Origin of the sequence: Chitinophaga japonensis, assembly GCF_007830125.1 — a bacterium.
Classification (GTDB): Bacteria; Bacteroidota; Bacteroidia; order Chitinophagales; family Chitinophagaceae; genus Chitinophaga; species Chitinophaga japonensis.
Genome location: NZ_VLLG01000002.1, coordinates 215,073 through 240,838, shown reverse-complemented (window position 1 = coordinate 240,838; position 25,766 = coordinate 215,073). Strand labels below are relative to the sequence as shown.

Below are 25,766 nucleotides of genomic sequence, written 5' to 3'. Positions count from 1 at the left end.
CGTTTTAATAGTTCCGGTTCAGCCTAATTTTCGGTATATTACAAATAGGGTCGAAGAAAGGAACCTATTGGGTTATTAAAAAAACAGGTAGCTCATGCGACAGAAATTAATGATTGCAGCATTGCTGTTAATGGTAAACAGCGTAATGGCACAGACCATCGAAGATGGCCTGAAGGATTTGTACTACAATAAATATCAGTCCGCCAAGCAAACATTCGAAAAGATCATTGCGTCCAAACCGCAGGACGACAAAGCCTACTATTACCTGGGCATCGCGCAACTGGGCATGGAAGATCAGCAGGCGGCTGCCGCTACCTTCCAGAAAGGATTGCAGGCCGTGCCTAATGCTCCCTTGCTGCAGGTGGGCATGGGCCGTATAGACCTGCTCAACGGTGATTCCACGGCTGCCCGGCAGAAATTTGAAGCCGCCAGCCAGGCAACGGAAGGCCGGGACGGGTATGTGGCCCGCGCTATCGCAGATGCCAACACGTCCATAAAGGGAGGCGATAAAGGATATGCGCTCAGCGTAATGGAGCGCCTCCTGAATAACGAGGACCGCAAGAAAAGAGACCAGTATACGCCCACGGCGGCGGATTATATTGAGCTGGGTGATGCCTACCGCGCATTGGGCGGTGAGCACGGCGGCCGCGCTATCACCACCTACGAAAAGGCGCTGGAGCTGGAGCCCAACCGGGCAGAAGCGGTCATGAAGCAGGGGATGGTGAACTATAACGCCAAGCTGCTGCAGGAGGCCGTAAATGACTGGACCAAGGCTACCACCATGGACCCCAATTACGGGCCTGCCTATTATGAGCTGTACCAGTTCTATATTACGCCTACCAAAAACCAGTTGTCGCTGGAGAATGCCGCCCAGTATCTGCAGAAATATATTGATGTGGTAGGGTCCGGCGCCAGCAAGCTGGAAAACGAGTATAACCTGGCCGCCATCTCGTTCTACAAAAAGGACTATGATGCCGCCATCAACAAGGCCAAAAGCATTTTGCCCGAGGCCAATGAAGCCTACAAGGGCAAATTTACCCGCCTGATAGCGGACGCCTACCTGCAGAAAGGCGATTCCATGAACGCCAGGCAAACCATGGATGCCTATATCGCCAGCGTGCCGGAGGACAAACGGGAAATCAACGACTACAAGCTGCTGAGCGCTATTTACAGCCGCCTGGAGTCCCCCGACTCTGCGCAGCAGGCCACCCTGAAACAGCAGGCGCTGAAGTACCTGGAGGAATATGCAGAAGCCGATACGACCAAAGACCCGGCCCGCTACGAAGAAGTGGCAAAGGCCTATGTAGAGGCAGGAGCCTACGAAAAGGCGGCCGACTGGTACAAGCGGCTGATTGCCCTGAAACTTGAAATGAAGGAAACACCTTCTGCACTGGACTACTACAATGTAGGGCAGGATTATTTCCGGGCAGCCGGTACTAAAACCCCCATGGATACTACGCTGCTCAATAAGGCAGACTCCGCGTTTGCCATATTGGCGGAAAAATACCCGGATATTACCACCGGCCACTACTGGCGGGGCTATGTGAATGCCGCCAAAGACGAAATGGCCGAGACCGGGGTGGCCGTGCCGTATTTTCAAAAATACCTGTCCATGGCGGAAGGAGACCCGCAGCGAAACAAGGTAGGCCTGATCCGGGCGTATACCTACATCATGGTTTACTACTACAACAAGGACGACAAGGCCAACCTGCAGACCTATATGAACAAACTGCTGGCGGTGGACCCGGATAATGAAACGGTGAAGCAGATCAAGGAGAACATGGCCAACAGCAACAAGCAGCCGGCCGGATCATCCTCTCCTCGACGATAAACAAATAAACGTATGGCCTTTTACAGGCGGAAAAACCCCGGTGTACTGCCGGGGTTTTTTCATTCCGCCGTTTGGTAAAAAAAGATAATATTTTAGCCATTCATAGATTTGTAATTTGCCGTTTGTTGCAGTATTTTTGCACATTCGGAGAACGTTTTATTGGGAAGCTTATGTTTTTAGACACTGAACTTTTGTCAGCAACCACCACCCCCTTTAGTTATTTTCCTATTGTATTGCAGTTGATTGCGGCTGTAGGATTTGTAGGCGTTACGATGGTAGCCACACATTACCTGGGGCCAAAACGCAAAACCAGCGACAAACTCGTTACCTTTGAAAGTGGGATAGAACAGATCGGGAATGCAAGGCAGCCGGTGGCCATCAAATATTTCCTGACTGCCATTCTGTTCGTATTATTCGACGTAGAGGTGATCTTCTTTTACCCGTACGCTGTTAATTTCAGGGAGCTGGGATGGGAAGGGTTCCTGGCTATGTTAATGTTCGTAACGTTCTTCATGGGTGGTTTCTTCTATATCATCAGAAAAGGCGCCCTTAAGTGGGAAGACTAACAAAATAAATAAAGAGTTATGGCACGTCCGGTTCAACATAATACAAAGGTGAAGATGGTGGAAATGCCGAAAGGCTATTCCGGTGAGGGGTTCTTTGCCACTTCTTTTGACAGGGTGATTGGTTTGGCGCGTAAAAACTCCATCTGGCCGTTGCCTTTTGCTACCTCCTGCTGCGGTATTGAGTTTATGGCTACCGCCGCTTCGCATTATGACCTGGCCAGGTTTGGTGCGGAACGTATGGCCTTTACGCCCCGCCAGTGCGACCTGCTGATGGTAATGGGCACCATTGCCAAAAAGATGGGCCCGGTGCTGCGCCAGGTATACCTGCAAATGGCCGAGCCCCGCTGGGTGATAGCCGTAGGCGCCTGCGCTTCCAGCGGAGGGGTGTTTGATACTTATTCCGTATTGCAGGGCATAGACCAGGTGATACCCGTGGATGTGTATGTGCCCGGATGCCCGCCCAGGCCGGAAGCCATCCTGGACGGCTTTATGAAGATACAGGAGCTGGTAGGCCAGGAAAGCCTCCGCCGCCGTCACTCCGAAAAGTACAAGGAGCTGCTGAACGGGTATGGGATACAGTAATTCGTAGGACGCTTGTAATTAAACCAGATAAATAAAATCGAATGTCTTTGACAAACGACTACATAAAGCAAAGATTGGTTGAAAAGTTTGGAGAGGCATTGACCAGTTTCGAAGAATCATTTGATGTACTGACCTTTACCGCACCGGCCGCCCTCAACCTGAAAGTGATGCAGTTCCTGTATGATGAAGAGGAACTGCAATTCCGTTTTTTAACAGACCTGACCGCCGTGCACTATCCGCACCTGCCTGACGCAGAGCTGGCAGTAGTATACCACCTTTATAACTTCCGCGAAAAAGTGCGGCTGCGCATGAAAGTATTTGTTCCCGTTGCAGCCCCGCAGGTATTTACAGCCACCAAGCTGTTTGAGTCCGCTAACTGGATGGAAAGGGAAACCTATGATTTCTTTGGCGTTGATTTCGTAGGGCATCCCAACCTGAAACGTATCCTGAATGTGGATGAAATGACCTACTTCCCGATGCGCAAGGAATTCCCGCTGGAAGACCAGAGCCGCATTGATAAGGACGATGAGATGTTTGGACGCTAAATAATGAACATGGAGCAGCAACATATAAAACTGCCGCAAGGCGCTATAGAAAAGCAAACCAACACGCTGAACCTGGGCCCTACGCACCCGGCTACGCATGGCGTATTCCAGAATATCCTGGAAATGGACGGGGAGCGGGTGGTGAACACAGAATCTACGGTAGGATATATTCACCGTGCTTTCGAGAAAATAGCCGAGCGCCGTCCCTACTACCAGGTCACGCCTTTAACAGACCGCCTGAACTATTGTTCTGCTCCCATCAATAACATGGGCTGGCACCTGACCGTAGAAAAGCTGCTGGGCATTCAAACGCCCAAGCGTGTAGACTACCTGCGCGTGATCATCATGGAGCTGGCCCGTATCACTGACCACCTGATCTGTAACGGTGTGGTGGGGGTAGATACCGGCGCTTTTACCGGCTTCCTGTACCTGATGCAGTACCGCGAGCTGGTGTACGAGATCTATGAAGAAGTGTGCGGTTCCCGCCTTACTACCAACATTGGCCGTATCGGCGGTTTTGAAAGGAACTTTACACCGGTCGCTTTCCAGAAAATAGAGAAATTCCTCGCAGAATATCCCAAGGCCCTGAAGGAGTTTGAAGCGCTGATGACCCGCAACCGCATTTTCGTGGAGCGTACCACCGGCGTAGGTCCTATCAGCGCCGAAAGGGCCATGAGCTATGGCTTTACCGGACCTAACCTGCGGGCCGCCGGCCTGGATTACGATGTAAGGGTGGCGCATCCCTACAGCTCCTACGAGGATTTTGATTTCAACATCCCGGTAGGCAGCACCGGCGATTGCTACGACCGTTTCCTGGTGCGCAACGCTGAAATGTGGGAAAGCCTTAGCATTATCCGCCAGGCTATGGACAAGCTGAAAGACCTGCCGGAGGATGTATACCATGCAGAGGTGCCCGCCTATTACCTGCCGGAAAAACAGGACGTATACACGAAAATGGAAGCCCTGATCTACCACTTCAAGATCATTATGGGTGAGTCTGATATATTGCCGGGTGAGCTGTACAACGCTGTGGAAGGCGCTAACGGCGAGCTGGGTTTCTACCTGATCAGCGACGGCGGGCGCAGCCCGTACCGCCTGCATTTCCGGCGGCCCTGCTTCATCTATTACCAGGCCTATCCCGAGCTGGTAAAAGGCGCCATGCTGAGCGACGCCATTATTTGCCTGAGTAGCCTGAACCTGATAGCAGGAGAGCTGGATGCTTAGACAGGGAATGTAAAATGTAAAATGCCAAATGTAAAATGTAAAAGGATGAAAACATTTTACAGGCGCACATCAGGTAACTTTTACATTTTACATTTAACATTTATGATTTTACATTTTATGCTATGTTTTCAGAAGAGAAGCTGAATAAAGTAAAAGAGATCATTGCACGCTACCCGGAGGGGAAACAGAAAAGCGCGCTGATACCGTTGCTGCACCTGGCCCAGGAGGAATTTGGCGGCTGGCTCAGCCCGGAAACAATGGACTACGTGGCCTCCCTGCTGCAGATCACGCCGATAGAAGTGTACGAGGTAGCCACCTTTTACAGCATGTTCAACCTGAAGCCGGTAGGCAAATACCTCTTTGAAGTATGCCAGACCGGTCCCTGCATGCTGAACGGCTCCGACAACATGATCGAATATATCAAGAACAAGCTGGGCATAGGTGTGGGAGAAACCACGGCCGACGGCCTCTTTACCCTTAAAACGGTAGAGTGCCTGGGCGCCTGCGGCTATGCGCCCATGATGCAGTTGGGCAAGCATTACCGCGAGCACCTCACCCCGCAGAAGGTGGACGAGATCATCGAGGAGTGCAGGGCTAAAGCAAACTAAGCAAAGAGAAAAACAGAGACCACAACAAATGGGACGCAAACTACTTTTAGACAAAGCACATATTGAAGGCATCCGGTATTACGATGTATACCGGAAGAACGGGGGCTATGCGGCGGCGGAGAAAGTGCTCAAAGGCATGAGCCCCGAGCAGGTGGTGGAAGAAGTGAAGAAGAGCGGTCTTCGCGGCCGTGGCGGCGCAGGCTTTCCTACCGGTTTGAAATGGAGCTTCCTGGCCAAGCCCGAAGGCGTGCCCCGCTATCTGGTATGCAACGCGGATGAATCCGAGCCCGGCACCTTTAAGGACCGGTACCTGATGGAGTTTATCCCGCACCTGCTGATTGAAGGACTGCTGATCTCCAGCTTTGCGCTGGGTTCCAACCGCACCTACATCTACATCCGCGGTGAATACGCCTGGATACCCGATATACTGGAACAGGCCATTGCCGAAGCTAAACAGAACGGCTGGCTGGGCAAGAACATCCAGGGCACCGGCTTTGACCTGGAAATATACGTGCAGCGCGGCGCCGGCGCTTATATCTGCGGGGAAGAGACCGCGTTGATAGAATCGCTGGAAGGCAAGCGCGGCAACCCGCGCATCAAGCCACCCTTCCCGGCGGTAAAGGGCCTCTGGCAAAGCCCCACGGTGGTGAACAACGTGGAAACGCTGGCCGCCGTAGTGCCCATCATCAACATCGGCGGGGAGGAATACGCTACCTACGGTATCGGCAAATCCACCGGTACCAAGCTGATCTCCGCCTGCGGCAATATCAACAAGCCCGGGGTGTATGAAATTGAAATGAACATTTCCGTAGAGGAATTTCTTTATTCTGACGAATATTGCGGGGGCATTGCCAACGGTAAAAGACTGAAGGCCTGCATACCCGGCGGCTCCTCCGTGCCCATCCTGCCGGCCAACCTGCTGCTGAAAACAGCCAAGGGAGAAGCCCGCATGATGACGTACGAAAGCCTGAACGACGGCGGCTTTGCCAGCGGCTCCATGATGGGTTCCGGCGGTTTCATCGTGCTGGATGAAGACCAGTGCGTGGTGCGGCATACGCTTACGCTGGCCCGCTTCTACCACCACGAAAGCTGCGGACAGTGCAGCCCCTGCCGCGAAGGCACCGGCTGGATGAAGCGCGTGCTGCTGAACATAGAGAACGGAAAAGGTAAGATGAGTGATATAGACCTGCTGTGGGATATACAACGCAAAATTGAAGGCAACACCATTTGCCCGCTGGGCGATGCTGCCGCATGGCCGGTAGCGGCCGCCATCCGTCACTTCCGTGACGAGTTTGAATGGCATGTGCTGAACCCGGAAGAATGTGTGAAACGTAACTATGGATTAGCCCATTATGCTGATCCTTTACCAGCTCCTGCTACTGCTGTATAATTGCTTAGCGACCTTTGCGCTTCTTAGCGCTCTTTGCGTCCTTAAAGCAAACTAAATGAGTGTTGTATTAACAGAAAATGATCTTTCAAATATTGTAATTCGTGAAGCAATCCATATTCATAAAACATTAGGGCCGGGCTTGCTGGGAAATGTTTACAAGGAATGTTTACATTACCGCCTGGTCAAAAGTGGTTTGCAGGTGCAAAAAGAACGGGTTATACCTGTTACATTTGAAGAAATAAGACTGGAATGCGGATATAGAGCGGATTTGATAGTGGAAGATAAACTGGTCATAGAAGTGAAGGCAATAGAGGCAATTGCAGATGTGCATATTGCACAAACATTGACATATTTAAAATTTGCCTGTTGCAAATTAGGACTATTGATAAATTTTAATGTGTCGCTATTAAAGAATGGAATAAGACGTGTGGTGAATCAATTGTAAGGCATTACTATTTTTTAGGACGCAAAGAGCGCGAAGAAGCGCTAAGGGCACAAAGTTTTTTAGAAAATGTCAGAAGAAAAAAAGTTATTCAAAGTCAAGATCGATAATATCTCCGTGGAAGTGGAGCCGGGCACTACTATCCTCAATGCTGCCCGCAGGATTGGAGGAGATATCGTGCCGCCGGCAATGTGCTATTACTCCAAGCTGGAAGGCAGCGGCGGCAAATGCCGTACCTGCCTGGTGAAAGTGACCAAAGGCTCAGATGCCGACCCGCGCCCTATACCCAAGCTGGTAGCCAGTTGCCGTACCAACGTAATGGACGGTATGGAAGTAGCCAACATCACTTCCCCGGAAGTGCAGGAGGCCCGCAAAGGCGTAGTGGAATTCCTGCTGCTGAACCATCCGCTGGACTGTCCCATTTGCGACCAGGCCGGCGAATGCCACCTGCAGGACCTGGGCTACGAGCACGGTGCAGATGGCACCCGCTACGAGTTCAAGCGCAGGACCTTTGAACAGGTAGACATCGGCGACAAGATAAAGCTGCACATGACGCGCTGCATACTCTGCTACCGTTGTGTGTTCACCGCCGACCAGCTCACCAACCGCCGCGAGCACGGGGTGCTGGGCCGTGGCGAAGCTGCGGAAATAGGTACCTACATCCACAAGGCGCTGGATAATGATTTTATCGGCAACGTGATAGATGTATGCCCCGTAGGCGCCCTCACGGATAAAACCTTCCGTTTCAAGAACCGCGTATGGTTCCTGAAACCGGTGGATGCCCACCGTAACTGCGACAAATGCTGCGGTAAGACCGTATTGTGGATGCGCGGTGATGAAGTGTTCCGCGTAACCGCCCGCAAGGACCAGTATGGCGAGGTAGAGGAGTTCATCTGCGACACCTGCCGTTTTGAGACCAAGGACGCCAAGGCATGGACCATTGAAGGCCCCCGCCGGATAGACCGCCACAGCGTAATATCCCAGAGCCACTATGTAGGCACGGTAAAACCGAAGGAAACGATCACGGACGTAATGGACGGCCGCTCGCCCCGCCTGCTGATGGACATTCACAGCGTGAGCCAGGTAAACCGCCCGGAAATAGACCTGTCCAAAATAGAAGGCCCGGCGCATTCGGATGATTTCAAAAAACAATAATCGGAGAACATGACTATAGACTGGTATTTCATACTGGAAAAACTGATCCTTATCTCAGGCGTGCTGGCCCTTTCCCTGATAGTGGCCATGTATTCCACCTGGGGAGAAAGAAAAGTGGCCGCCGTTATCCAGGACAGGCGCGGCCCTAACCGGGCAGGTCCGCTGGGGCTTTTACAACCCCTGGCAGACGGTGGCAAGCTGTTTTTCAAGGAAGAGATCATACCGGCCAGTTCTCACCGGTTCCTTTTTATTTTAGGCCCTTCGCTGGCTATGCTGGTGGCCTGTATGACCAGCGCCGTCATCCCCTGGGGCGATACCCTGGTCATTGCCGGCCAGGAAATTTCCCTGCAGGTAGCGGATATCAACATCGGTATCCTGTACATTTTCGGGGTGGTGAGCCTGGGCGTGTACGGCATTATGCTCGGTGGATGGGCATCCAACAATAAGTATTCACTGCTGGCCTCTGTACGCGCCGCTTCCCAGATCATTTCCTACGAGCTGGCCATGGGCCTGTCGCTGATAGCCCTGCTGATGCTCACCGGCTCCCTGAGCCTGAAGGATATCGTGGAGCAGCAGCGTCACGGCCTTTGGAACGTGGTATACCAGCCGCTGGGCTTCCTGATATTCCTGGTATGCGCCTTCGCGGAATGTAACCGTACCCCCTTTGATCTGCCGGAAGCGGAGAATGAGCTGAACGGCGGTTACCACCTGGAGTACTCTTCCATGAAGCTGGGCTTTTACCTGTTTGCGGAATACATCAACATGTTTGTAAGCTCCGCATTAATGGCCAGCCTGTATTTTGGCGGCTACAGCTTCCCCGGTATGGACAGCCTGGGACTGCCGCACAACGTGGTGACTATTTTAGGCTTCCTGGCCTTGTTCTTAAAGATATTGGTATTCTTGTTCTTATTTATGTGGGTACGCTGGACCATACCCAGATTTCGGTATGACCAGTTGATGCGCCTGGGATGGAATGTAATGATTCCCCTGGCACTGTTGAATATGTTGATAACAGGCGCAATCGTATTGTTTCGCCAGGGATAAGAGTATAACTAAAAAAGCTGATCATGCAAGCATTAACAGACAGAGTAAAACCGGTGGACCGCAGGCCGCTAACCTTTATGGAGAAGCTGTACCTGCCGGCCATTTGGAAGGGAATGGCAATTACGTTCAAGCATATATTCCAGAAAAAAGCTACGGTTAGCTATCCTGAAGAGAAACGTCCCTTCAGCCCCGTGTTCCGTGGCCTGCATATCCTGAACCGCGATGAGGAAGGCCGTGAACGATGCACCGCCTGCGGCCTGTGCGCCGTAGCCTGCCCGGCAGAAGCCATTACCATGGAAGCTGCGGAAAGAAAGCCCGGTGAGGAGCACCTGTACCGTGAGGAAAAATATGCCGCCAGCTACGAGATCAATATGCTGCGCTGCATTTTCTGCGGGTTCTGCGAAGAAGCGTGCCCTAAAGATGCCATCTATTTAACCGAAACATTCGCGCCGGCCAATTACCAGCGTAAAGGGTTTATCTATGGCAAAGAGGACCTGCTGATCCCTGATCCTAAAGAAAAGCAAACTGTTTAAATCGTTTATGAGTACGCAACAAATCATTTTCCTGGTACTTTCCGCAGTAGCGCTGCTGTCCGCGATGGGGGTTATACTGAGCAAGAACCCCGTTACCAGCGTGTTATGCCTGATACTGACCTTCTTTACCATAGCCGGCCATTATGTAATGCTCAATGCGCAGTTCCTGGCCGTGGTGCACATCATCGTATATGCCGGCGCCATTATGGTGCTGTTCCTCTTTGTGATCATGTTGATGAACCTGAATGCAGATATAGAGCCGCAAAAGCGCAACTGGCTGAAATATGCCGGCGCTATCAGCGGCGGTACCCTGCTGGTGATACTGGTGGCCGCCCTGCGCGACGCCAGCATGCCCACCCTGCAGCCGGGAGCTACGGATATAGGACTGATCGGCAACCTGGGCAAAACATTGTTCAACAAGTATGTAGTGCCGTTTGAAGTAAGCAGCGTGCTGTTCCTGAGCGCCATGGTAGGCGCCGTGGTCATAGGAAAGAAGGAAGATTAAAGTGCAAAAGATGGTAATCATACTTCATAATTCATAACTCGTAATTCATATTTCGAAATATGCCTGTTCAATACTACATATTCCTGAGCATTGCGTTGTTCTGTATAGGGGTGATGGGAGTGCTGATGCGCCGGAACGCCATCATTATCTTTATGTGCATTGAGCTGATGCTGAATGCCGTGAACCTCCTGCTGGTGGCATTCTCCAAGATGTGGGCCGATGCCGGTCGCGTAGATGCAGCCGCCGCGCAGATATTCGTGTTCTTCATTATGGTGGTGGCCGCGGCGGAAGTGGCGGTGGGCCTGGCAATCATTGTAATGGTGTACCGGAACACCCACTCCGTGGATATCAATATCCTGAACAGGCTGAAGAATTAATAATGAATAATTAATAATGAATCATTCCGGTAACATAGAATGTTCATTATTGAGAAGGCTGTTCTGATTATTAATTCTTAATTCTTAATTATTAATTGTAAAATGATCAATCTCGTTTGGCTGGTACCATTTTTACCATTATTAGGATTCCTGATTAATGGATTAGGAAGGCGATATTTATCCAAATCCCAGGTAAGCATTACAGGCAGCGGTGTGATACTGGCTGCTTTTGCAGTGAGTGTGCTGATATTCCTGGATGTAAGGCAGCCCGGCTTCCAGGCGCAGGAAGTGCCCCTGTTTGACTTCATTTCCGCCGGTACGCTGCAGATACCTTTTGCTTTCCGGGTAGACCAGTTGAGCGCCCTGTTCCTGTTGATCATTACCGGCGTAGGCTCGCTGATCCATATTTACTCTGCCACCTACATGCACGATGAAAGCAAGGAAGGCTTTGCCCGTTACTTTGCCTACCTCAACCTGTTCGTGTTCTCCATGCTGATACTGGTGCTGGGCGCCAACTACGTGATGATGTTCATCGGCTGGGAAGGTGTGGGCCTCTGCTCTTATTTACTGATAGGTTTCTGGTTTAAGAATACCGCTTTTAATAACGCCGCCAAAAAGGCCTTTATCATGAACCGCATTGGTGACCTGGGTTTCCTGCTGGGCATCTTCTTCATGATCATGCAGTTTGGCAGCGTCAGTTTCCCCGAAGTGTTTGAAAAGGCCGCCGCTCTGGGCCTGAACAACGGCACGGTGGCAGCCATCGCCCTGCTGCTGTTTGTAGGCGCCATGGGTAAATCCGCGCAGATCCCCCTGTATACCTGGTTGCCCGACGCCATGGCCGGCCCTACGCCGGTATCCGCACTGATACATGCTGCTACGATGGTAACCGCCGGTATCTACATGGTGGCCCGCAGCAACGTGTTATATACGCTGGTGCCGCACATCCAGTCCGTAGTAGCTATCATTGGCCTGGCCACCGCGCTGCTGGCCGCTTCCATTGCACTGAAGCAGAACGATATTAAAAAAGTGCTGGCCTACTCCACAGTAAGCCAGTTGGGTTATATGTTCCTGGCCCTGGGCGTAGGCGCTTATACGGCTGCAGTGTTCCATGTAATGACGCACGCCTTCTTTAAAGCCCTCCTGTTCCTGGGCTCCGGCTCCGTGATCCATGCTATGGGCGGCGAGCAGGATATCCGCAAAATGGGCGGCCTGAAAAAATACCTGCCCACCACCCACTGGACCTTCCTGGTGGGCTGCCTGGCCATATCCGGAATACCCGGCCTGTCCGGCTTCTTCTCCAAGGATGAGATACTGGCCCATACTTTTGCCCACAGCAAGGTGCTGTATGTACTGGGCCTGCTGGGCGCCCTGATGACCGCTTTCTACATGTTCCGTTTATACTACATCACTTTCTGCGGCAAGTTCCGCGGCACGCATGAGCAGGAGCATCACCTGCACGAAAGCTCGGCAGCCATGACCCTGCCGCTGGTGATACTGGCCATACTGTCCATCGTTGGCGGTTATATCGGCCTGCCCGAAGTGCTGGGCGCCCCGCACTGGCTGGCAGCATACCTGTCGCCGGTATTTGCGCCATCAGCGCCGTTTGCGGAAGCGCATCACCTGCAGCATAGCACGGAGTGGATGCTGATGGGCCTGAGCACCGTGCTGGTGATCGTATTTATTCTGCTGGCCCGCAGGCAGTACGTGCGCTATGAGGATAGCGGCCGGGAAAATACCGGGCTGGCCAAAGTGCTGGAGAACAAATGGTATGTGGACGAGCTGTATGACGCCGTGATCGTGAAGCCGCTGGGCATGCTGTCCCGCTTCTTCCAGGACGCGCTGGAGAAGGGCGGTATAGACCGGCTGGTGAACGGCATCGGCCGTGGCGTGCAATGGGGCAGCCAACAGGCGCGCCGCGTTCAGAGCGGGCAGGTAGGCTTCTACATCTTTGCCATGGTAATAGGTATCATCGTATTATTTGTGATAGGATTGTTGTTATAATAGACAAGCGAACGAAAAATTATGTTGACAGTTTTACTCATATTGATCCCTTTGGTAACCGGCCTGCTGACGTTTGGCGGGAAGGGATCGGGACCTAAAGTGCTGGGCCTTGTATCTTCCCTGGCATCTTTAGCGGTAGTAGCAGGTGCATTGTTCCAGTTTCAGTCCGCCCCTGAAGGGCTGCAGGTAACCGCCGCCTGGATACCGCAGCTCGGCAGCACGTTCAGCGTGGGGCTGGATGGTATGGGCCTGATGCTTTGCCTGCTTACAGCCATTGCTTTCCTGCTCGTCTTTATTACGATCTATAACCGCGATTATGAAAGACCTGGCAGCTTCTATGGCCTCATGCTGCTGTCGCAGGCCGGGCTGGTAGGGGTATTCACCGCCTACGACGCTTTACTGTTCTACGTTTTCTGGGAGCTGGCGCTGATACCTGTATATTTCCTCTGCTCCATGTGGGGCGGTGAGAAAAGGGTACCGGTTACCTTCAAGTTCTTCATATATACTTTTACGGGCTCGCTGTTGATGCTGGTAGGCATTATCTACCTGTACCTGCAGTCGCCGGACCGCTCTTTCAGCTACGCCTCCTTTACGAACCTCAACCTGCCCGCGCAGGAGCAGTCCTGGTTATTCTGGCTGCTGTTCGTAGCCTTTGCCATTAAAATGCCCATCTTTCCTTTTCATACCTGGCAGCCGGATACTTATGAGCAATCACCTACACCGGTGACCATGATCCTTTCCGGCGTGATGGTGAAAATGGGCCTGTTCGGCGTGCTGCGCTGGCTGCTGCCGGTGTTGCCGCAGGGCGCCTTTATGTGGGCGGATGTAGCCATTGTGCTTTCGGTGATCGGTATCGTATATGCTTCCTGCATCGCCATGGTGCAACAGGATTTCAAGCGGCTGATCGCGTATTCGTCCATTGCGCACATCGGCCTGATGAGCGCCGCCATCTTTGCCAACAATGAGCAAAGCCTGCAGGGCATACAGGTGCAGATGTTCAACCACGGCATCAATATTATCGGGCTGTGGATCGTGGTGGAAATTATCCAGCAAAGGCTGAAGGTAAAGAACATGGAGGAGCTGGGCGGCATTGCGCAGTACGCGCCCCGTATGGCCATCTTCCTGGTGATCATTGCCCTGGCCAATATCGCCCTGCCGCTGACCAATGGTTTTGTGGGAGAGTTCCTGATGTTCAGCGGCCTGTTCCAGTATAACATATGGGTAATGGCCGTTGCCGGCCTGGGTATTATACTGGCCGCCGTGTACACCCTGAACATGCTGCAGAAAGTGATATTCGGGGAGAGCAACAGCCTGACCGCCACTACTACCGACCTGCAGAACACCGAGCTGGTGGCCCTGAGCCTGATCGTGATCGTGATACTGGTGCTGGGCGTGTACCCCAGGCCCATGCTGGAGCTGGTGAGCAGCACAACGGAGCTGGTGAACAGTGTATTTTAAATGAAATTCCAAATTCCAAAATCCAAATTCCAAAATGGAGACAAGTCACCAAAAACAATACAGCATACTTCCTTATTTGGGATTTGGGATTTGGATTTTGGGATTTTTAATATGTTGTAACACAAAAATATGAACGCATTAATCTCTACTGCTTTATCGGGTGTTTTACTGATGTTTGTTGGTTTATTCGTACGTAATAGGCAGCACATTAAATATTTTGCCATAGCAGCCGTGCTGGTGGCATTTGTGGCCAACCTGGCGGAAGCCGCCACCCTGCAGGAAGGCAGCCGCGCCCTGTACGGCATGATAGAAGTAAGCAGGTTCAGCATCCTTTTTAATGCGGTAGCCCTGGGCGCCACCCTGTTATATTTCCTGCTGTCCGGCAGTGAGTTTGAAAAGGTAGGCGTGCATGTAGCGGATTATTTTGCGCTTGTGTTTTTCATCCTGTCCGGCATTACGCTGGCATCCAGCTTCAGCAACCTGCTCATGCTGTTCCTGGCCATTGAGATCATTTCCATCCCCCAGTACATACTGGCCGGCAGCGATAAAAGGAACCTGAAGAGCAACGAGGCGGCCCTGAAGTATTTCCTGATGGGCTCTTTTTCTACCGGCATCCTGTTGATGGGCATTGCGCTGATCTACGGCGCAGCCGGCACCTTTAACATCCGGGAGCTGGCCCTGGGCAGCGGCGCGCTGCATCCCCTGGTAGTCAGCGGTATCATGCTGTTGATATTTGCCCTTTCCTTTAAAGTATCTGCGGTGCCTTTTCACTTCTGGACACCGGATGTATATGACGGATCACCTACCGTATTCACCTCCTTTATGGCCACCGTGGTAAAGGCCGGCGGGTTCATTGCTTTCCTGCGCCTGTTCCACGAAAGCTTTACCAGCGGCGCCGCCAGTGAGCACTGGCTGCTGGTGCTGGCCATTATTGCCGCCGGCACCCTGGTGCTGGGTAACTTTACCGCTGTGTTCCAGCAGAGTGTAAAGCGCATGCTGGCCTACTCCAGTATTGCCCAGGCCGGTTTTATGCTGCTGGCCGTTATTGCGCTGAATGAAACGGCTACCCAGGGCATTATCCTGTATGCCGCGGCTTACAGCGTAGCTACCATTGGCATGTTTGCCGTGCTGATGAAGGTAAAGGACTATACCTTTGAAGGCTTTAACGGCCTGGCCCGCAAACAGCCTTTGCTGGCGCTGGCCGCTACTGTTTTCCTGTTCTCCCTGGCCGGCATTCCTTTGACCGCCGGTTTCTTCGCCAAATATTTTGTGCTGGCTGCAGCCGTACAGCAGGGGCAGCTCCTCTGGCTGGTGATCCTGGCCGTGATCTGCGCCGCCATCAGCGTATACTACTACTTCCGCGTGATCATTGCCATGTACTTTAAAGCCGGCGAGCCGGAAGTAATGCCTTTCTCCGCCGGGTTCAAAGCCATGCTGATAGTGGCCATTGCGATCGTGATCGCGCTGGGGGTATACCCTGGTTTGCTGCTGCAGTGGATGTAGGGAACGATACTTTTCAGCGCGGACTGCCAACTTTTTTTTATCTTTAATTATGCACTTCCGTGATATCTTTTCCCTGGCTTACCGTTCTGTCAGCGCCAACCGCCTGCGCACCGGTCTCACTGTAGCCATTATCGCTTTCGGTATTATGGCGCTGGTAGGTATCCTTACCGCTATTGATAGTATCAAGGGTAGCCTTTACAGCAGTTTTGCCAGCATGGGTGCTAACAGTTTTTCCATCCGTAACCGCGAGATGATGATCTTCGGCAATGGCGGCGGCGCTACCAAAGGCAATAAGAAGCAGAAAAAAGTAAAGACCTCCAACCGGAATAAGCGGATCACCTGGGAAGAAGCTACGGAGTTCAAACGCCGGTTCGCTTTCCCCGCTACCGTCAGCATCTCTTTCAATGCTACGGGTATTGCCACTGTTTACAAAGACGATAAGAAAACAAATCCCAATGTACAGGTTATCGGCGCCGATGAGAATTACCTCGAGCTGTCTAATTATGTGCTGGAGCAGGGGCGTAACTTCACGGACCTGGACCTGGAAACGGGTCAGAATGTGGCCCTGCTGGGGCACGATGTAGCGGTAAAGCTTTTTGGGCGCAACCTGAAGAATGTGATTAACAACACGGTACGGGTGGGCGATATACGCTACAAGGTGATCGGGTTACTGGGCGCCAAAGGCAGCAGCAATATTATGAGCGCGGACAATGTGGTGCTCACTACGGTAAACAATGTACGAAGAGTATTTAACCGCCCTACCGCTTCCTACCAGATAGGCGTATCCGTTAAAAGCGTGGAGCAAATGGATGCCGCGGTAGGAGAGGCTACCGGTCTTTTCCGCATTATCCGCAAGCTGCAGCTTACGGAAGGAGATAACTTCTATATCAGCAAGAGCGACAGCCTGGCGGAAATGCTGTTCAGCAGCCTGAGTACGGTGACGCTGGCTGCCGCAGTGATCGGGTTTATTACCCTGTTCGGCTCCGCCATCGGGCTGATGAATATCATGCTGGTATCTGTAGCCGAGCGCACCCGCGAAATAGGGGTAAACAAAGCCCTGGGCGCTACGGCTCCTACTATACGGAAACAGTTTATTTACGAAGCCATTCTGATCAGCGTCATGGGAGGTCTGCTGGGCGTATTCCTGGGAATGGTAGTCGGCAACCTGATGTCCCTGATATTAAAGACCAGCTTCGTGGTACCCTGGCTCTGGATAACCCTGGGCATCGGGCTATGCGCCACGGTAGGCCTCATATCCGGTATTTACCCGGCTATTAAAGCCTCCCGCCTCGATCCTATTGTAGCATTGCGCTACGAGTAAGCAATTAATAATTAATAGTGAATAATTAATAATCCTTGCACAGGTGTTACATGGTAGCACGTTCGGTCAATATTATTAATTGTTAATTATTCATTCTTAATTATCCTTCGCCTTCTTTATTATTAATTATTAATTCTTAACTATTAATTATACAGTGGTGAGTACAGCAACAGAGAATTTCAAAGCATTAGGTTTAAACCTGCCGCCGGCGCCCAAGCCGCTGGGCGTGTACAAGCCTTTCCTGGTAGATGGCAGGCATGTGTATGTATCCGGCCACGGACCGGTACAGGACGATAAGAGCCTGATCATAGGCCGCATAGGAGAAGAGCTGGATATAGAGCAGGGCAAGCTGGCCGCCCGCCAGGTAGGGTTGACCATTCTATCCACGCTCGTGGCCAACCTGGGCAGCCTGGATAAAATAAAGCGGGTAGTAAAGGTGCTGGGCATGGTAAACGCCACCCCGGATTTTGGCCGGCACCCTTACGTAATAAACGGCTGCAGCGAGCTGTTTGCCCAGGTATGGGGCGAAGATAACGGTATTGGCGTGCGCAGCGCTGTGGGCATGGGCACCTTGCCGGATAACATACCCGTGGAAATTGAAGCGCTGTTTGAGCTCTTTGAGCCAATTAACAATGAATAATGAATAATTAATAATATTCGTCACACAAGTGTCTCATTGAAACAACAGTGTTACGGGTATTATTAATTATTCATTCTTAATTATTAATTCAATGTGGTACACCATTCACAACGTTGACCTGATAGACTCACCCGCCCTGCTGGTATACCCGGACCGGGTGCGCGACAACATACAGCTATTGAAAAGCCGTATAGATGATGTGCATCGGTTAAGGCCACATGTAAAAACGGCCAAGATAGCGGAAGTGGTGCAGCTCATGCAGGAAGCCGGCATACAAAAGTTCAAATGCGCCACCATTGCCGAAGCAGAAATGTTAGGCCAGGTAAATGCAGCGGATGTGCTGCTGGCTTACCAGCCGGTAGGCCCTAAAATTACACGGCTGGCCGCCCTGGTGGAAGCCTACCCGCAAACTGCTTTTTCCTGCCTGGTAGATAATGAGCAGGCAGCCGCTGCCATTGCTGCGCACTTTGCTGTGCAGCAGCGGCCATTGCCGATTTGGCTGGACCTGAACATCGGGCAGAATCGCACCGGTATTATGCCTGGGCCCGCTGCGCTGGACCTGTATGCGGCATTGCATGACATGCGCGGCATCACACCGGCTGGGTTGCATGCCTATGACGGGCACCTGCATGACGAGGACCTGGAGGAGCGTACCCGCAAGAGCAATGCTGCTTTTGAAGCGGTTACTGCGCTGGCGGGCGCTATCGCGGACAAAGGGCTGCCGGCGCCGCGTATTATTGCGGGGGGCACTCCTACTTTCCCGGTGCATGCACGGCGCAAAGGCATTGAATGCAGCCCCGGCACCTTTGTTTTCTGGGATTGGGGGTACCAGCAGCACCTGCCGGATCAAACGTTCCACCATGCAGCCCTGGTGCTGGCCCGCGTGATCTCGCAGCCCGGCCCCGGGCTGCTTTGCCTGGACCTGGGTCATAAATCCGTAGCGGCAGAGAACCCGCTGCCCCGCAGGGTGCATTTCCTGAATGCGCCCGATGCAGAGCCGGTATCGCAAAGTGAAGAGCACCTGGTGCTCAGGGTGAAGGATACCGCTGATTTCCCCGTAGGGACCGTTCTGTACGGCGTCCCTTATCATATATGTCCTACCGTAGCCCTGTATGACAAAGCTTACACGATCACCGGTAATACCTGCACCGGTGAATGGAATGTAATAGCCAGAAAGAGAAACATAATAATTTAATGATGTGCAGCTATGCAAATGTGCGGCGTTTCATCTGCACATTTGCATAGCTGCATATCAGCACATCAAAAAACGATCGCCTGTGTTTATCATCGACGCACATCTTGACCTGAGCATGAATGCCATGGAATGGAACCGTGACTTACGGTTACCAATAAACGAAATAAGAGCAAGAGAGAACGGATTAACGGATAAACCGGACCGCGGCCGGGGCGTAGTGTCCCTGCCGGAGCTGCGGAAAGGCAATATCGGCCTGGTGGTAGCTACCCAGATAGCGCGCTTTGTAGCGCCGGACAACCCGCTGCCCGGCTGGCACTCGCCGGAGCAGGCCTGGGCGCAAACCCAGGGACAGCTCGCCTGGTACCAGGCCATGGAAGAAGCGGAGGAAATGGTGGCTATTTCAGACCTGTATTCGCTGGAACACCACCTGGCCATATGGAATGATGGCACGCCTAATGACAACAAGCCCGTAGGCTATATCCTGAGCCTGGAAGGAGCGGATTCCATTGTAGATACCTACTACCTGCAATGGGCCTACGAATACGGCCTGCGCGCCATCGGCCCGGCGCACTATGGCCCCGGCCGCTATGCACAAGGCACGGATGCTACCGGCATCATGACCCCGCAGGGGCACGCATTGCTGAAAGAAATGGAGCGCCTGAATATTATCCTGGATGCTACGCACCTTTGTGACGACAGCTTCTGGGACGCGCTGGATCATTTTAACGGGCATGTGTGGGCCAGCCACAACAACTGCCGCGCGCTGGTGGACCATAACCGCCAGTTCAGCGACGACCAGATAAAAGAGCTGATCGCCCGCGGCGCCGTAATAGGCGGTGCGCTGGACGCCTGGATGATGGTGCCGGGATGGGAGCGGGGCGTATCGGACCCTAAAGCCATGGAATGTTCTTTGGAGGTAATGGTGGATCACCTGGATCATATCTGCCAACTGGCCGGCAATGCGCTGCACATCGGCATCGGCTCCGACCTGGATGGCGCGTTCGGTAAGGAGCAGTGCCCTTATAACCTGGAGACCATCGCCGATCTGCAAACGGTGCCCGCCCTGCTGGAGAAGCGCGGATACTCCGCAGCAGATATTGAAAACGTGATGCACGGCAACTGGCTGCGCTTTTTGCGCAACGCCTGGAAAAGTGAGTAAGGAGCAGCGGCATATTATTTGTACCCACACTTTTCAAAAAGCGCCTGGGTTATGAAATATGCTGTTCCGTTCCGGAGAGCCGGGAGTCTTTGGTTATTATCAGGTATCGCCCTCATGGGCCTGCTCATGAACACCGGATGTTCAGAAAGTAATTCCGTTACAGACCTGGAGCCGCAGTTGCCGGCCGACTCAACAATAATCATAAAGGATGAAGCCTATGGCGACGATCCTGAACAGCGGATGGATATTTACCTGCCGGCCGGCAGAACAACTGCCGCTACCCGCAGCATCGTGTTCATCCATGGCGGCGCCTGGACAGGCGGCGACAAAGACGAGTTTTCCGGCATTATAGATTCCCTGATGCGGCAGGGTGCTGCCTACGCCTGCTTCAGTATTAATTACCGCCTGGCCGATATCGGGAAGAACCAGTACCCGGCCGCGGCAGAAGATGTGCAGCGTGCGCTGCAATACATACAGCAACAACAGCAACGCTTCCAGGTATCCCCGGCTATTGCATTGCTGGGCACCAGTGCCGGTGCGCACCTGGCAGCGTTGCAGGCTTACAAGCATAACGAAGGCGGTAACATTAAAGCGGTGGCCTGCCTCTACGGTGTGTATGACCTGGCCGCCCTGTTTACACAAACCACCCCTGCCATACAACTGATACTCACCAATTTTATGGGTGGCATACCGCTGCAGGAACCGGAAGCCTACCAGGAGGCCAGCCCCGTTAATTATGTTACAACGCAGGGAGCGCCTGCCTTTGTGATGTACGGTACGCAGGACTCCATCGCGCCGGTGGAGCAGCCGCAGCAGTTCCTGCAAAAGCTGGAGGCGGAGGGAGTGGTACATACATCTGTAAGCTATGAAAGCGGGCATGGCATACCGCCGGCCTTTGCAGCAGATGCCTGGTCCCGGACTTTTGCCTTCATAGATGCGCATCTCGGGGCAGAATAAAAAAATCCCGTTCACCGGAAGTGAACGGGATCTGTATGTCGTTTTACTTACAACCTGCTTATTCAGCCACTACTTCAAATTCCAGCTCGGCTTCGTTGCCTTTGCCAAAGTCGATCCTGGCTTTGTAGGTGCCCAGTTCTTTCACGTCATCCAGGATGTGGATGCGGCGGCGGTCAATTTCGTAACCCTTCTGCTCTTTAATAGCGCGTGCGATCTGCACACCGGTTACGCTACCGAATATTTTGCCGGAAGTGCCGGTTTTGGCGCCGATCTTCACAGGGCCTGCTTTCAGCACTTCTACTACCTGAGCGATCTCAGACAGCAGTTTTTCTTCTTTTGCCTTCTGCACTTTCAGGCGCTCCTGCAACTGTTTCATGTTGGAAGGGCTGGCTTCAACAGCAAACTTCTGCGGGATCAGGAAGTTCCTGGCATAACCGTTTCTCACGTCTACCAGTTCGTTCCGCTGGCCCAGGTTATCAACGTCTTGTATTAAGATTACTTGCATAATTTACTTTACTTTAAAAGGTCAGTAACATAAGGCAATAAAGCCATTTGACGGGCTTTTTTAATAGCCTGGGATACTTTACGCTGAAACTTCAGGGAGTTGCCTGTAATGCGGCGGGGCAACATTTTACCCTGGTCATTGAGGAACTTTTTCAGGAATTCCGCGTCTTTATAGTCTACGTACTTGATGCCCATTTTCTTGAAGCGGCAGTATTTCTTCTGGCGCTTCTCGGTCTTAATGGCGGTTAAGTACTTGATTTCTTGTTTTACTGCCATAATTTTAAGCTTCTACGGTTTTAGAATCAGCACTCACGCCATTTCTCTTTCTGCTGTTGTACTCAACAGCATACTTGTCCAGCGCAGTGACCATGTGGCGTAATACATTTTCATCGCGGTTGAGCTGAACTTTCAGCTTCTCATTGAAGTCGGATGGCGCCTTGTACTCCAGTACCACGTACAAACCCGTGGTTTTTTTCTGGATCGGGTACGCCAGTGATCTTAATCCCCAGGGATTTTCGTGCACGATTTCTCCGCCGTTCTCGGTAATGAGGTCAGCGAATTTTTTCTGGGCGGCTTTGAAGTCCTCCTCAGAAAGCACAGGGGTAAAGATCACCATCAATTCGTAATTGTTCATTTTCCCTGTTTTAAATTTTAAGATTTAAATATTAAGCACCCAACAAAATTGGGAGTGCAAAGATACAATACATATTTCAATTCCCAAGCGCCCAATAGCCCGCTTGGCGGGATTTACAGGGCTTTTTTCTACCCGTTTGCGGGGCCGGGCGTACAAAGGCGTGCAAAGATAGCATTTTTGCAAGTGTAACCGATTGATTTGTATGTATTAAACAGTGGGGAAAGCAAACGGCCGGCCCGGAGAGGGCCAGCCGTTCGAAGCCTGGTTTTCCAAAAAAGATCAGTGGTTAACAAATATCTTGCTCACCTGGGTCCCTTCCGCGGTTTGCACCCGCAGGAAGTAGATGCCGTCAGTTAACCTGCTGATATCTAATTCTTTGTAGTTTCTTCCTTTCATCAGGGGCATGGTGCCCTGGTACCGGATATGGCCCCGCAGGTCTATCAACTGCAGTACGGCGGGTCCGCCGGCCTTGTCCGCATCCACCCATACCTGCAGGCGGTTGCCCAGTATGCACCAGAGCAGGCGCCACAGGAGGTCTCTCAACTGTACGTTCACCGCCTGTACCTGGCTGTACTGGTAGGAGCCATCCAGGTGCAGCAGCTTCAGCCGGTAGTAGGACCTGCCCAACCAGGGCTTGTTGTCATAAGCCTGGTAAGTGTGGGGCAGGGTGGTGGTGCCATGCGCCGCCACCGTGTCGATGGCGTTAAAGTCACGCTGGTTGCGGGAGCGCTCTACCACAAATTTGTCCGCATTGGTCTCGTAAGGTGTGCGCCAGTTGAGCCTTACCCGCCCGCTGTCCACCACAGCCGTAAAGGCCTGTATAGGACTGGCGATGGCCAGCTTCCGCAGATCGTACCGGCTGATCACGGGATAGTGGTCCGTGGTGGTGCTGCTATAGCCGCTTACCAGTTGTGCCGCCTGGGTGTAGATCATGGCAGAGCCGGGCAGGTAGGCCTGGGCCATTTCATTGGAGGCGATCACGTTATCTATGACGGTGTTATAGGAAACGGTGGACCCTTCGCCGGCAAGGCTCAGCGGCAGGGTTACCGGCAGGTAGTCAGCGGTGTCGGTTACAAAATCTATGTAGGAAGTAGTGGTGTCCGGCGCCAGCTCGGTGGTGATGGTCTTGTCCAGTGCATCGTTAAAGTCGCCCAGCAGCAGGACGTTGCTGTAGGGGTATTGGGCGTCCAGGGAATCTTTCAGCTCCCTGGCGCCGTTTTTCCGGCGGTAATAGGATTCGATCTTCTCGGAAGTATTGCCGGTATTGGCTTTGGCGTGCAGCAGTACAAACTGGATGCGGGCGCTGTCGCCGTTCAGCCGGGCGGATGCTTCCATCAGGTAGGGGAAGCGGCCGGAGGACCAGTAGTAGTAAGCGCTGTCGCTGCCACCCTGGCGCAGTACGCCATAGGTGCGCAGGCTGCTGACCACATCCGTTTTGTACATAAAGGCCAGTTTCTGCGCACTGGGGTAATCCGGGTCGTTTACATTGTCTGCATAGGAGCCGAAGTCGGAAATGGTATAGCTGTAGCCGGGCAACTGGCTCACCATGTTCTTAAAGCGTGTGGTATCCACTACTTCCGACAGGGCAAAGATGTCCGCATTCAGCTTTTGCAGGATGGTGGCCACATTGGCCTGCTGCAGGCTGTCGTTGGCAGGGTTTTGCGTGGGGCTGCCAAACCATTCGATATTCCAGTTCACCACTTTCAGGGAGCGGAGGGAGGTGCCGCTCAGCGGGATAAGGGAAGTATCCAGGCCAGCGGTCTCAAACCGGATGCTGCCGCTGAAGTGCTGATCGGCGGCATCGGGCATAAACCGCACCCAGGCAGTGATGGGACCAGCGTTCGTAAGGGTGGTATCATATACCAGCCCGTCCGTGTAATACGGACCTGCGCTGTCCCGGGCAATGGCAAAGCCGGGTGAGGCGCCCAGGAAGAGGGTGTCTGTAAAGTTATAGGTCCAGAAAGTAAAGCTTTGCGGAGCCGATGTTTGTGATACCGGCACATAATCAAAGTCCAGCGCATCCGGGTGAATGCTGATACCCGGCTGAGGTGCTACGGTGCTGTTATACAGGCTGATGTCGTCCAGGGTCCAGCGGGCCGCGTTAATGGCAGGAGAAGAGGTGTATTTAAAAGCAATGTACACGCTGTCCTGCCGGAAGGCGGCCAGGTTAATGCTGTCAGACACCTGCCAGGTATCGCTGCCTTCGGCCGGGAAGCGCCCGTTCAGCAGGGTCCAGGTAGCGGTGTGGGGATCACTGTGGCCGTCGTAGTTGGTGCTGACCATTAGTTGCAGCACCGGGCCGGCAAAGGCGGTGCGGCTGGCAAACCGCAGCAGGGGATAATCAAAGCCGGAAAGATCGAAAGATGGCGAAATAAGCCAGTCTTCATTTTGCTGCGGGCCGCCGCTATAACCGTTGATCTGCACGCCATTGCTGCTGTTCTGCCCGAAGGTGGTGCAGCCCCAGCGCTGTGCTCCGCTCACGCTGTATTGCATAAATCCGCCGGAGAGCTGGGTGCTGCCGCTGGGTGTGCAGTCATTAAAGTTGAAGTCCAGCACCTGCTGCCCGGTAGCGAAGTACCAGGAGCTGTCCGCAATACCGGCAAAGGCATTGCCGGAAAGATCGGTCACAGCAGCGCTGTCCAGTGTAATATAATACGTTGCGAGGGGCTGCAATGTTGTGTTCAGGGTAAAGATATTCCCGGAAATAGCCACCATCCCCCCGGTAACCGCAAACGCCTGCTGGGTGCCGGCGCTTGCATTATGCAGGGTAATGCTGCCCGCTGCGGCCTGTATGTTTTCCGTAAACGTGATAGCGGGGCGGGTAGCGGGGCTTACCGCCGTATCGCCGCTGGCTGGCAGCAGGGTGCTGATGGCCGGCGCCGTGGTATCGCTGCCGCTGCCGGCGGCCAGTATGTTATCCACCGCAAAGCTGGGCCGGGAGCCGCTGCCGCTGATTTGCCGGTTCACCCAGCGCAATTGCACCAGCGGCTGGTTGTTACAGTCCGGTGGCAGGGTGATGGCCATGTTCACCAGGTTTTGCGGGGTGGTTACCCCGGAGCCGGTCTGGGTAACGGTATCATTCTGGTACAGGGTCCCGGCAATATTGGTAAAATCCCCGCTGCTGCCGATGCGGTATTGCAGCGTTACCTCGTTGATGCGGGTATTGCTGCTGCCGTTGTAGGGATTGCGGAGCGTCATCAGGTCGTAGCTCAGGGAAACATTGAGCTGTCCGCTGGTGTTGAGCGCCAGCACCAGGGAGTTGTCGGCGGAGCCGCTGTTGAGAAAGCCCAGCTTGCCGTTATAATTATAGGCGCCGTTGGCTGTGGAAGATGCGCTGCCATTGGGTGTCAGCGTTTTATCGCCGGCCGGCGGGGTGGTCTTAAAGCTGCCGGAAGGGGAGCCGCTCAGCAGCCAGCCCTGCCATCCGTCAGGATAGGTGGAGGAGCTGTGCGCCAGGGCGTCAAAGGTTTGCTGGTAGGGCAGCGCCTGTGGCGCGGGCTGTGTTTGCGCCCATGCGGGAAGGCCGGTGAAAATGGTGATGATCAGGAAAAAAGAGAGTAAAGTTTTATGCATACGCGTTCGGGATTTTCTC

The 25,766-nt window shown here is 53.0% G+C and carries 25 protein-coding genes; 21 read left to right on the top strand and 4 right to left on the bottom strand.

Annotation, left to right across the window (positions count from 1 at the left end):
* Positions 1-94: 94 nt before the first annotated feature.
* The 21 genes from LX66_RS00905 to LX66_RS00805 all read left to right on the top strand — a co-directional run bounded on the left by LX66_RS00905 (position 95) and on the right by LX66_RS00805 (position 21,036).
* Entirely contained in the window at positions 95-1,831 is a 1,737-nt protein-coding gene (locus LX66_RS00905; RefSeq protein WP_145710009.1) for a tetratricopeptide repeat protein, read from the top strand.
* Between the two features lie 191 nt (positions 1,832-2,022).
* A complete protein-coding gene (locus LX66_RS00900; RefSeq protein WP_244620249.1) occupies positions 2,023-2,397 on the top strand; it encodes an NADH-quinone oxidoreductase subunit A in 375 nt (124 codons plus the stop codon).
* An 18-nt stretch (positions 2,398-2,415) separates the two neighbouring features.
* A complete protein-coding gene (locus tag LX66_RS00895) occupies positions 2,416-2,979 on the top strand; it encodes an NADH-quinone oxidoreductase subunit B (protein WP_145710007.1) in 564 nt (187 codons plus the stop codon).
* A 41-nt stretch (positions 2,980-3,020) separates the two neighbouring features.
* On the top strand, positions 3,021-3,524 hold the full coding sequence (locus tag LX66_RS00890; RefSeq protein WP_145710006.1) for an NADH-quinone oxidoreductase subunit C: 504 nt from the start codon (positions 3,021-3,023) through the stop codon (positions 3,522-3,524).
* A 9-nt stretch (positions 3,525-3,533) separates the two neighbouring features.
* Positions 3,534-4,748 carry an NADH-quinone oxidoreductase subunit D gene (locus tag LX66_RS00885; protein WP_145710005.1) on the top strand — a complete coding sequence of 405 codons (1,215 nt, stop codon included), beginning with the start codon at positions 3,534-3,536 and terminating at the stop codon, positions 4,746-4,748.
* A gap of 122 nt (positions 4,749-4,870) precedes the next feature.
* Positions 4,871-5,356 (top strand): NADH-quinone oxidoreductase subunit NuoE family protein, encoded by a 486-nt coding sequence (locus LX66_RS00880; RefSeq protein ID WP_145710004.1) that lies wholly within the window; start codon positions 4,871-4,873, stop codon positions 5,354-5,356.
* A gap of 28 nt (positions 5,357-5,384) precedes the next feature.
* Complete coding sequence (gene nuoF, locus LX66_RS00875) at positions 5,385-6,746, top strand: NADH-quinone oxidoreductase subunit NuoF (RefSeq protein WP_145710003.1); 1,362 nt, start codon at positions 5,385-5,387, stop codon at positions 6,744-6,746.
* Positions 6,747-6,801: 55 nt separating this feature from the next.
* Complete coding sequence (locus LX66_RS00870; protein WP_145710002.1) at positions 6,802-7,191, top strand: GxxExxY protein; 390 nt, start codon at positions 6,802-6,804, stop codon at positions 7,189-7,191.
* Between the two features lie 66 nt (positions 7,192-7,257).
* Positions 7,258-8,343 (top strand): 2Fe-2S iron-sulfur cluster-binding protein, encoded by a 1,086-nt coding sequence (locus tag LX66_RS00865; protein ID WP_145710001.1) that lies wholly within the window; start codon positions 7,258-7,260, stop codon positions 8,341-8,343.
* A gap of 9 nt (positions 8,344-8,352) precedes the next feature.
* Positions 8,353-9,387, top strand: a complete 1,035-nt coding sequence (gene nuoH / locus LX66_RS00860; protein WP_211365919.1) for an NADH-quinone oxidoreductase subunit NuoH — start codon at positions 8,353-8,355, stop codon at positions 9,385-9,387.
* A 23-nt stretch (positions 9,388-9,410) separates the two neighbouring features.
* A complete protein-coding gene (nuoI, locus tag LX66_RS00855) occupies positions 9,411-9,920 on the top strand; it encodes an NADH-quinone oxidoreductase subunit NuoI (protein WP_145710000.1) in 510 nt (169 codons plus the stop codon).
* Positions 9,921-9,927: 7 nt separating this feature from the next.
* Complete coding sequence (locus LX66_RS00850; protein ID WP_145709999.1) at positions 9,928-10,425, top strand: NADH-quinone oxidoreductase subunit J family protein; 498 nt, start codon at positions 9,928-9,930, stop codon at positions 10,423-10,425.
* Between the two features lie 59 nt (positions 10,426-10,484).
* Positions 10,485-10,802: an NADH-quinone oxidoreductase subunit NuoK gene (gene nuoK / locus LX66_RS00845; protein WP_145709998.1), complete on the top strand. Its 318-nt coding sequence runs from the start codon at positions 10,485-10,487 to the stop codon at positions 10,800-10,802.
* A gap of 102 nt (positions 10,803-10,904) precedes the next feature.
* Positions 10,905-12,803, top strand: a complete 1,899-nt coding sequence (nuoL, locus tag LX66_RS00840; RefSeq protein ID WP_145709997.1) for an NADH-quinone oxidoreductase subunit L — start codon at positions 10,905-10,907, stop codon at positions 12,801-12,803.
* A 21-nt stretch (positions 12,804-12,824) separates the two neighbouring features.
* Entirely contained in the window at positions 12,825-14,261 is a 1,437-nt protein-coding gene (locus LX66_RS00835; RefSeq protein ID WP_145709996.1) for a complex I subunit 4 family protein, read from the top strand.
* A gap of 129 nt (positions 14,262-14,390) precedes the next feature.
* On the top strand, positions 14,391-15,764 hold the full coding sequence (locus tag LX66_RS00830) for an NADH-quinone oxidoreductase subunit N (protein WP_145709995.1): 1,374 nt from the start codon (positions 14,391-14,393) through the stop codon (positions 15,762-15,764).
* Between the two features lie 49 nt (positions 15,765-15,813).
* Entirely contained in the window at positions 15,814-17,085 is a 1,272-nt protein-coding gene (locus LX66_RS00825; protein WP_145709994.1) for an ABC transporter permease, read from the top strand.
* 157 nt (positions 17,086-17,242) lie between these two features.
* On the top strand, positions 17,243-17,725 hold the full coding sequence (locus LX66_RS00820; RefSeq protein ID WP_145709993.1) for a RidA family protein: 483 nt from the start codon (positions 17,243-17,245) through the stop codon (positions 17,723-17,725).
* Positions 17,726-17,816: 91 nt separating this feature from the next.
* Positions 17,817-18,920 carry a D-TA family PLP-dependent enzyme gene (locus tag LX66_RS00815; protein ID WP_145709992.1) on the top strand — a complete coding sequence of 368 codons (1,104 nt, stop codon included), beginning with the start codon at positions 17,817-17,819 and terminating at the stop codon, positions 18,918-18,920.
* Positions 18,921-19,002: 82 nt separating this feature from the next.
* Complete coding sequence (locus tag LX66_RS00810) at positions 19,003-20,079, top strand: dipeptidase (protein WP_145709991.1); 1,077 nt, start codon at positions 19,003-19,005, stop codon at positions 20,077-20,079.
* A gap of 51 nt (positions 20,080-20,130) precedes the next feature.
* Positions 20,131-21,036 (top strand): alpha/beta hydrolase, encoded by a 906-nt coding sequence (locus LX66_RS00805; RefSeq protein ID WP_145709990.1) that lies wholly within the window; start codon positions 20,131-20,133, stop codon positions 21,034-21,036.
* Positions 21,037-21,094: 58 nt separating this feature from the next.
* Here the strand turns inward: LX66_RS00805 and rplI are convergent, their stop codons facing one another.
* From rplI to LX66_RS00785, 4 genes are all read right to left on the bottom strand, one after another.
* Complete coding sequence (gene rplI, locus LX66_RS00800) at positions 21,095-21,541, bottom strand: 50S ribosomal protein L9 (RefSeq protein WP_145709989.1); 447 nt, start codon at positions 21,539-21,541, stop codon at positions 21,095-21,097.
* A gap of 8 nt (positions 21,542-21,549) precedes the next feature.
* Positions 21,550-21,816, bottom strand: a complete 267-nt coding sequence (gene rpsR, locus LX66_RS00795) for a 30S ribosomal protein S18 (RefSeq protein ID WP_145709988.1) — start codon at positions 21,814-21,816, stop codon at positions 21,550-21,552.
* Between the two features lie 4 nt (positions 21,817-21,820).
* A complete protein-coding gene (gene rpsF / locus LX66_RS00790; RefSeq protein WP_145709987.1) occupies positions 21,821-22,174 on the bottom strand; it encodes a 30S ribosomal protein S6 in 354 nt (117 codons plus the stop codon).
* Between the two features lie 279 nt (positions 22,175-22,453).
* Positions 22,454-25,747, bottom strand: a complete 3,294-nt coding sequence (locus LX66_RS00785) for a choice-of-anchor J domain-containing protein (RefSeq protein WP_145709986.1) — start codon at positions 25,745-25,747, stop codon at positions 22,454-22,456.
* Between the last annotated feature and the right edge of the window lie 19 nt (positions 25,748-25,766).

Bases quoted from the DNA above. Each gene is read 5' to 3' on its own strand.
- nuoL (WP_145709997.1), top strand. From the start codon at position 10,905: ATGATCAATCTCGTTTGGCTGGTACCATTTTTACCATTATTAGGATTC.
- LX66_RS00785 (WP_145709986.1), bottom strand. From the start codon at position 25,747: ATGCATAAAACTTTACTCTCTTTTTTCCTGATCATCACCATTTTCACC.
- nuoI (WP_145710000.1), top strand. From the start codon at position 9,411: ATGCAAGCATTAACAGACAGAGTAAAACCGGTGGACCGCAGGCCGCTA.
- rplI (WP_145709989.1), bottom strand. From the start codon at position 21,541: ATGCAAGTAATCTTAATACAAGACGTTGATAACCTGGGCCAGCGGAAC.
- LX66_RS00870 (WP_145710002.1), top strand. From the start codon at position 6,802: ATGAGTGTTGTATTAACAGAAAATGATCTTTCAAATATTGTAATTCGT.
- LX66_RS00815 (WP_145709992.1), top strand. From the start codon at position 17,817: ATGTGGTACACCATTCACAACGTTGACCTGATAGACTCACCCGCCCTG.
- nuoH (WP_211365919.1), top strand. From the start codon at position 8,353: ATGACTATAGACTGGTATTTCATACTGGAAAAACTGATCCTTATCTCA.
- nuoF (WP_145710003.1), top strand. From the start codon at position 5,385: ATGGGACGCAAACTACTTTTAGACAAAGCACATATTGAAGGCATCCGG.
- nuoK (WP_145709998.1), top strand. From the start codon at position 10,485: ATGCCTGTTCAATACTACATATTCCTGAGCATTGCGTTGTTCTGTATA.
- LX66_RS00835 (WP_145709996.1), top strand. From the start codon at position 12,825: ATGTTGACAGTTTTACTCATATTGATCCCTTTGGTAACCGGCCTGCTG.
- LX66_RS00880 (WP_145710004.1), top strand. From the start codon at position 4,871: ATGTTTTCAGAAGAGAAGCTGAATAAAGTAAAAGAGATCATTGCACGC.
- LX66_RS00850 (WP_145709999.1), top strand. From the start codon at position 9,928: ATGAGTACGCAACAAATCATTTTCCTGGTACTTTCCGCAGTAGCGCTG.
- LX66_RS00895 (WP_145710007.1), top strand. From the start codon at position 2,416: ATGGCACGTCCGGTTCAACATAATACAAAGGTGAAGATGGTGGAAATG.
- LX66_RS00825 (WP_145709994.1), top strand. From the start codon at position 15,814: ATGCACTTCCGTGATATCTTTTCCCTGGCTTACCGTTCTGTCAGCGCC.
- LX66_RS00905 (WP_145710009.1), top strand. From the start codon at position 95: ATGCGACAGAAATTAATGATTGCAGCATTGCTGTTAATGGTAAACAGC.
- LX66_RS00890 (WP_145710006.1), top strand. From the start codon at position 3,021: ATGTCTTTGACAAACGACTACATAAAGCAAAGATTGGTTGAAAAGTTT.
- LX66_RS00885 (WP_145710005.1), top strand. From the start codon at position 3,534: ATGGAGCAGCAACATATAAAACTGCCGCAAGGCGCTATAGAAAAGCAA.
- LX66_RS00830 (WP_145709995.1), top strand. From the start codon at position 14,391: ATGAACGCATTAATCTCTACTGCTTTATCGGGTGTTTTACTGATGTTT.
- rpsR (WP_145709988.1), bottom strand. From the start codon at position 21,816: ATGGCAGTAAAACAAGAAATCAAGTACTTAACCGCCATTAAGACCGAG.
- LX66_RS00805 (WP_145709990.1), top strand. From the start codon at position 20,131: ATGAAATATGCTGTTCCGTTCCGGAGAGCCGGGAGTCTTTGGTTATTA.
- rpsF (WP_145709987.1), bottom strand. From the start codon at position 22,174: ATGAACAATTACGAATTGATGGTGATCTTTACCCCTGTGCTTTCTGAG.
- LX66_RS00865 (WP_145710001.1), top strand. From the start codon at position 7,258: ATGTCAGAAGAAAAAAAGTTATTCAAAGTCAAGATCGATAATATCTCC.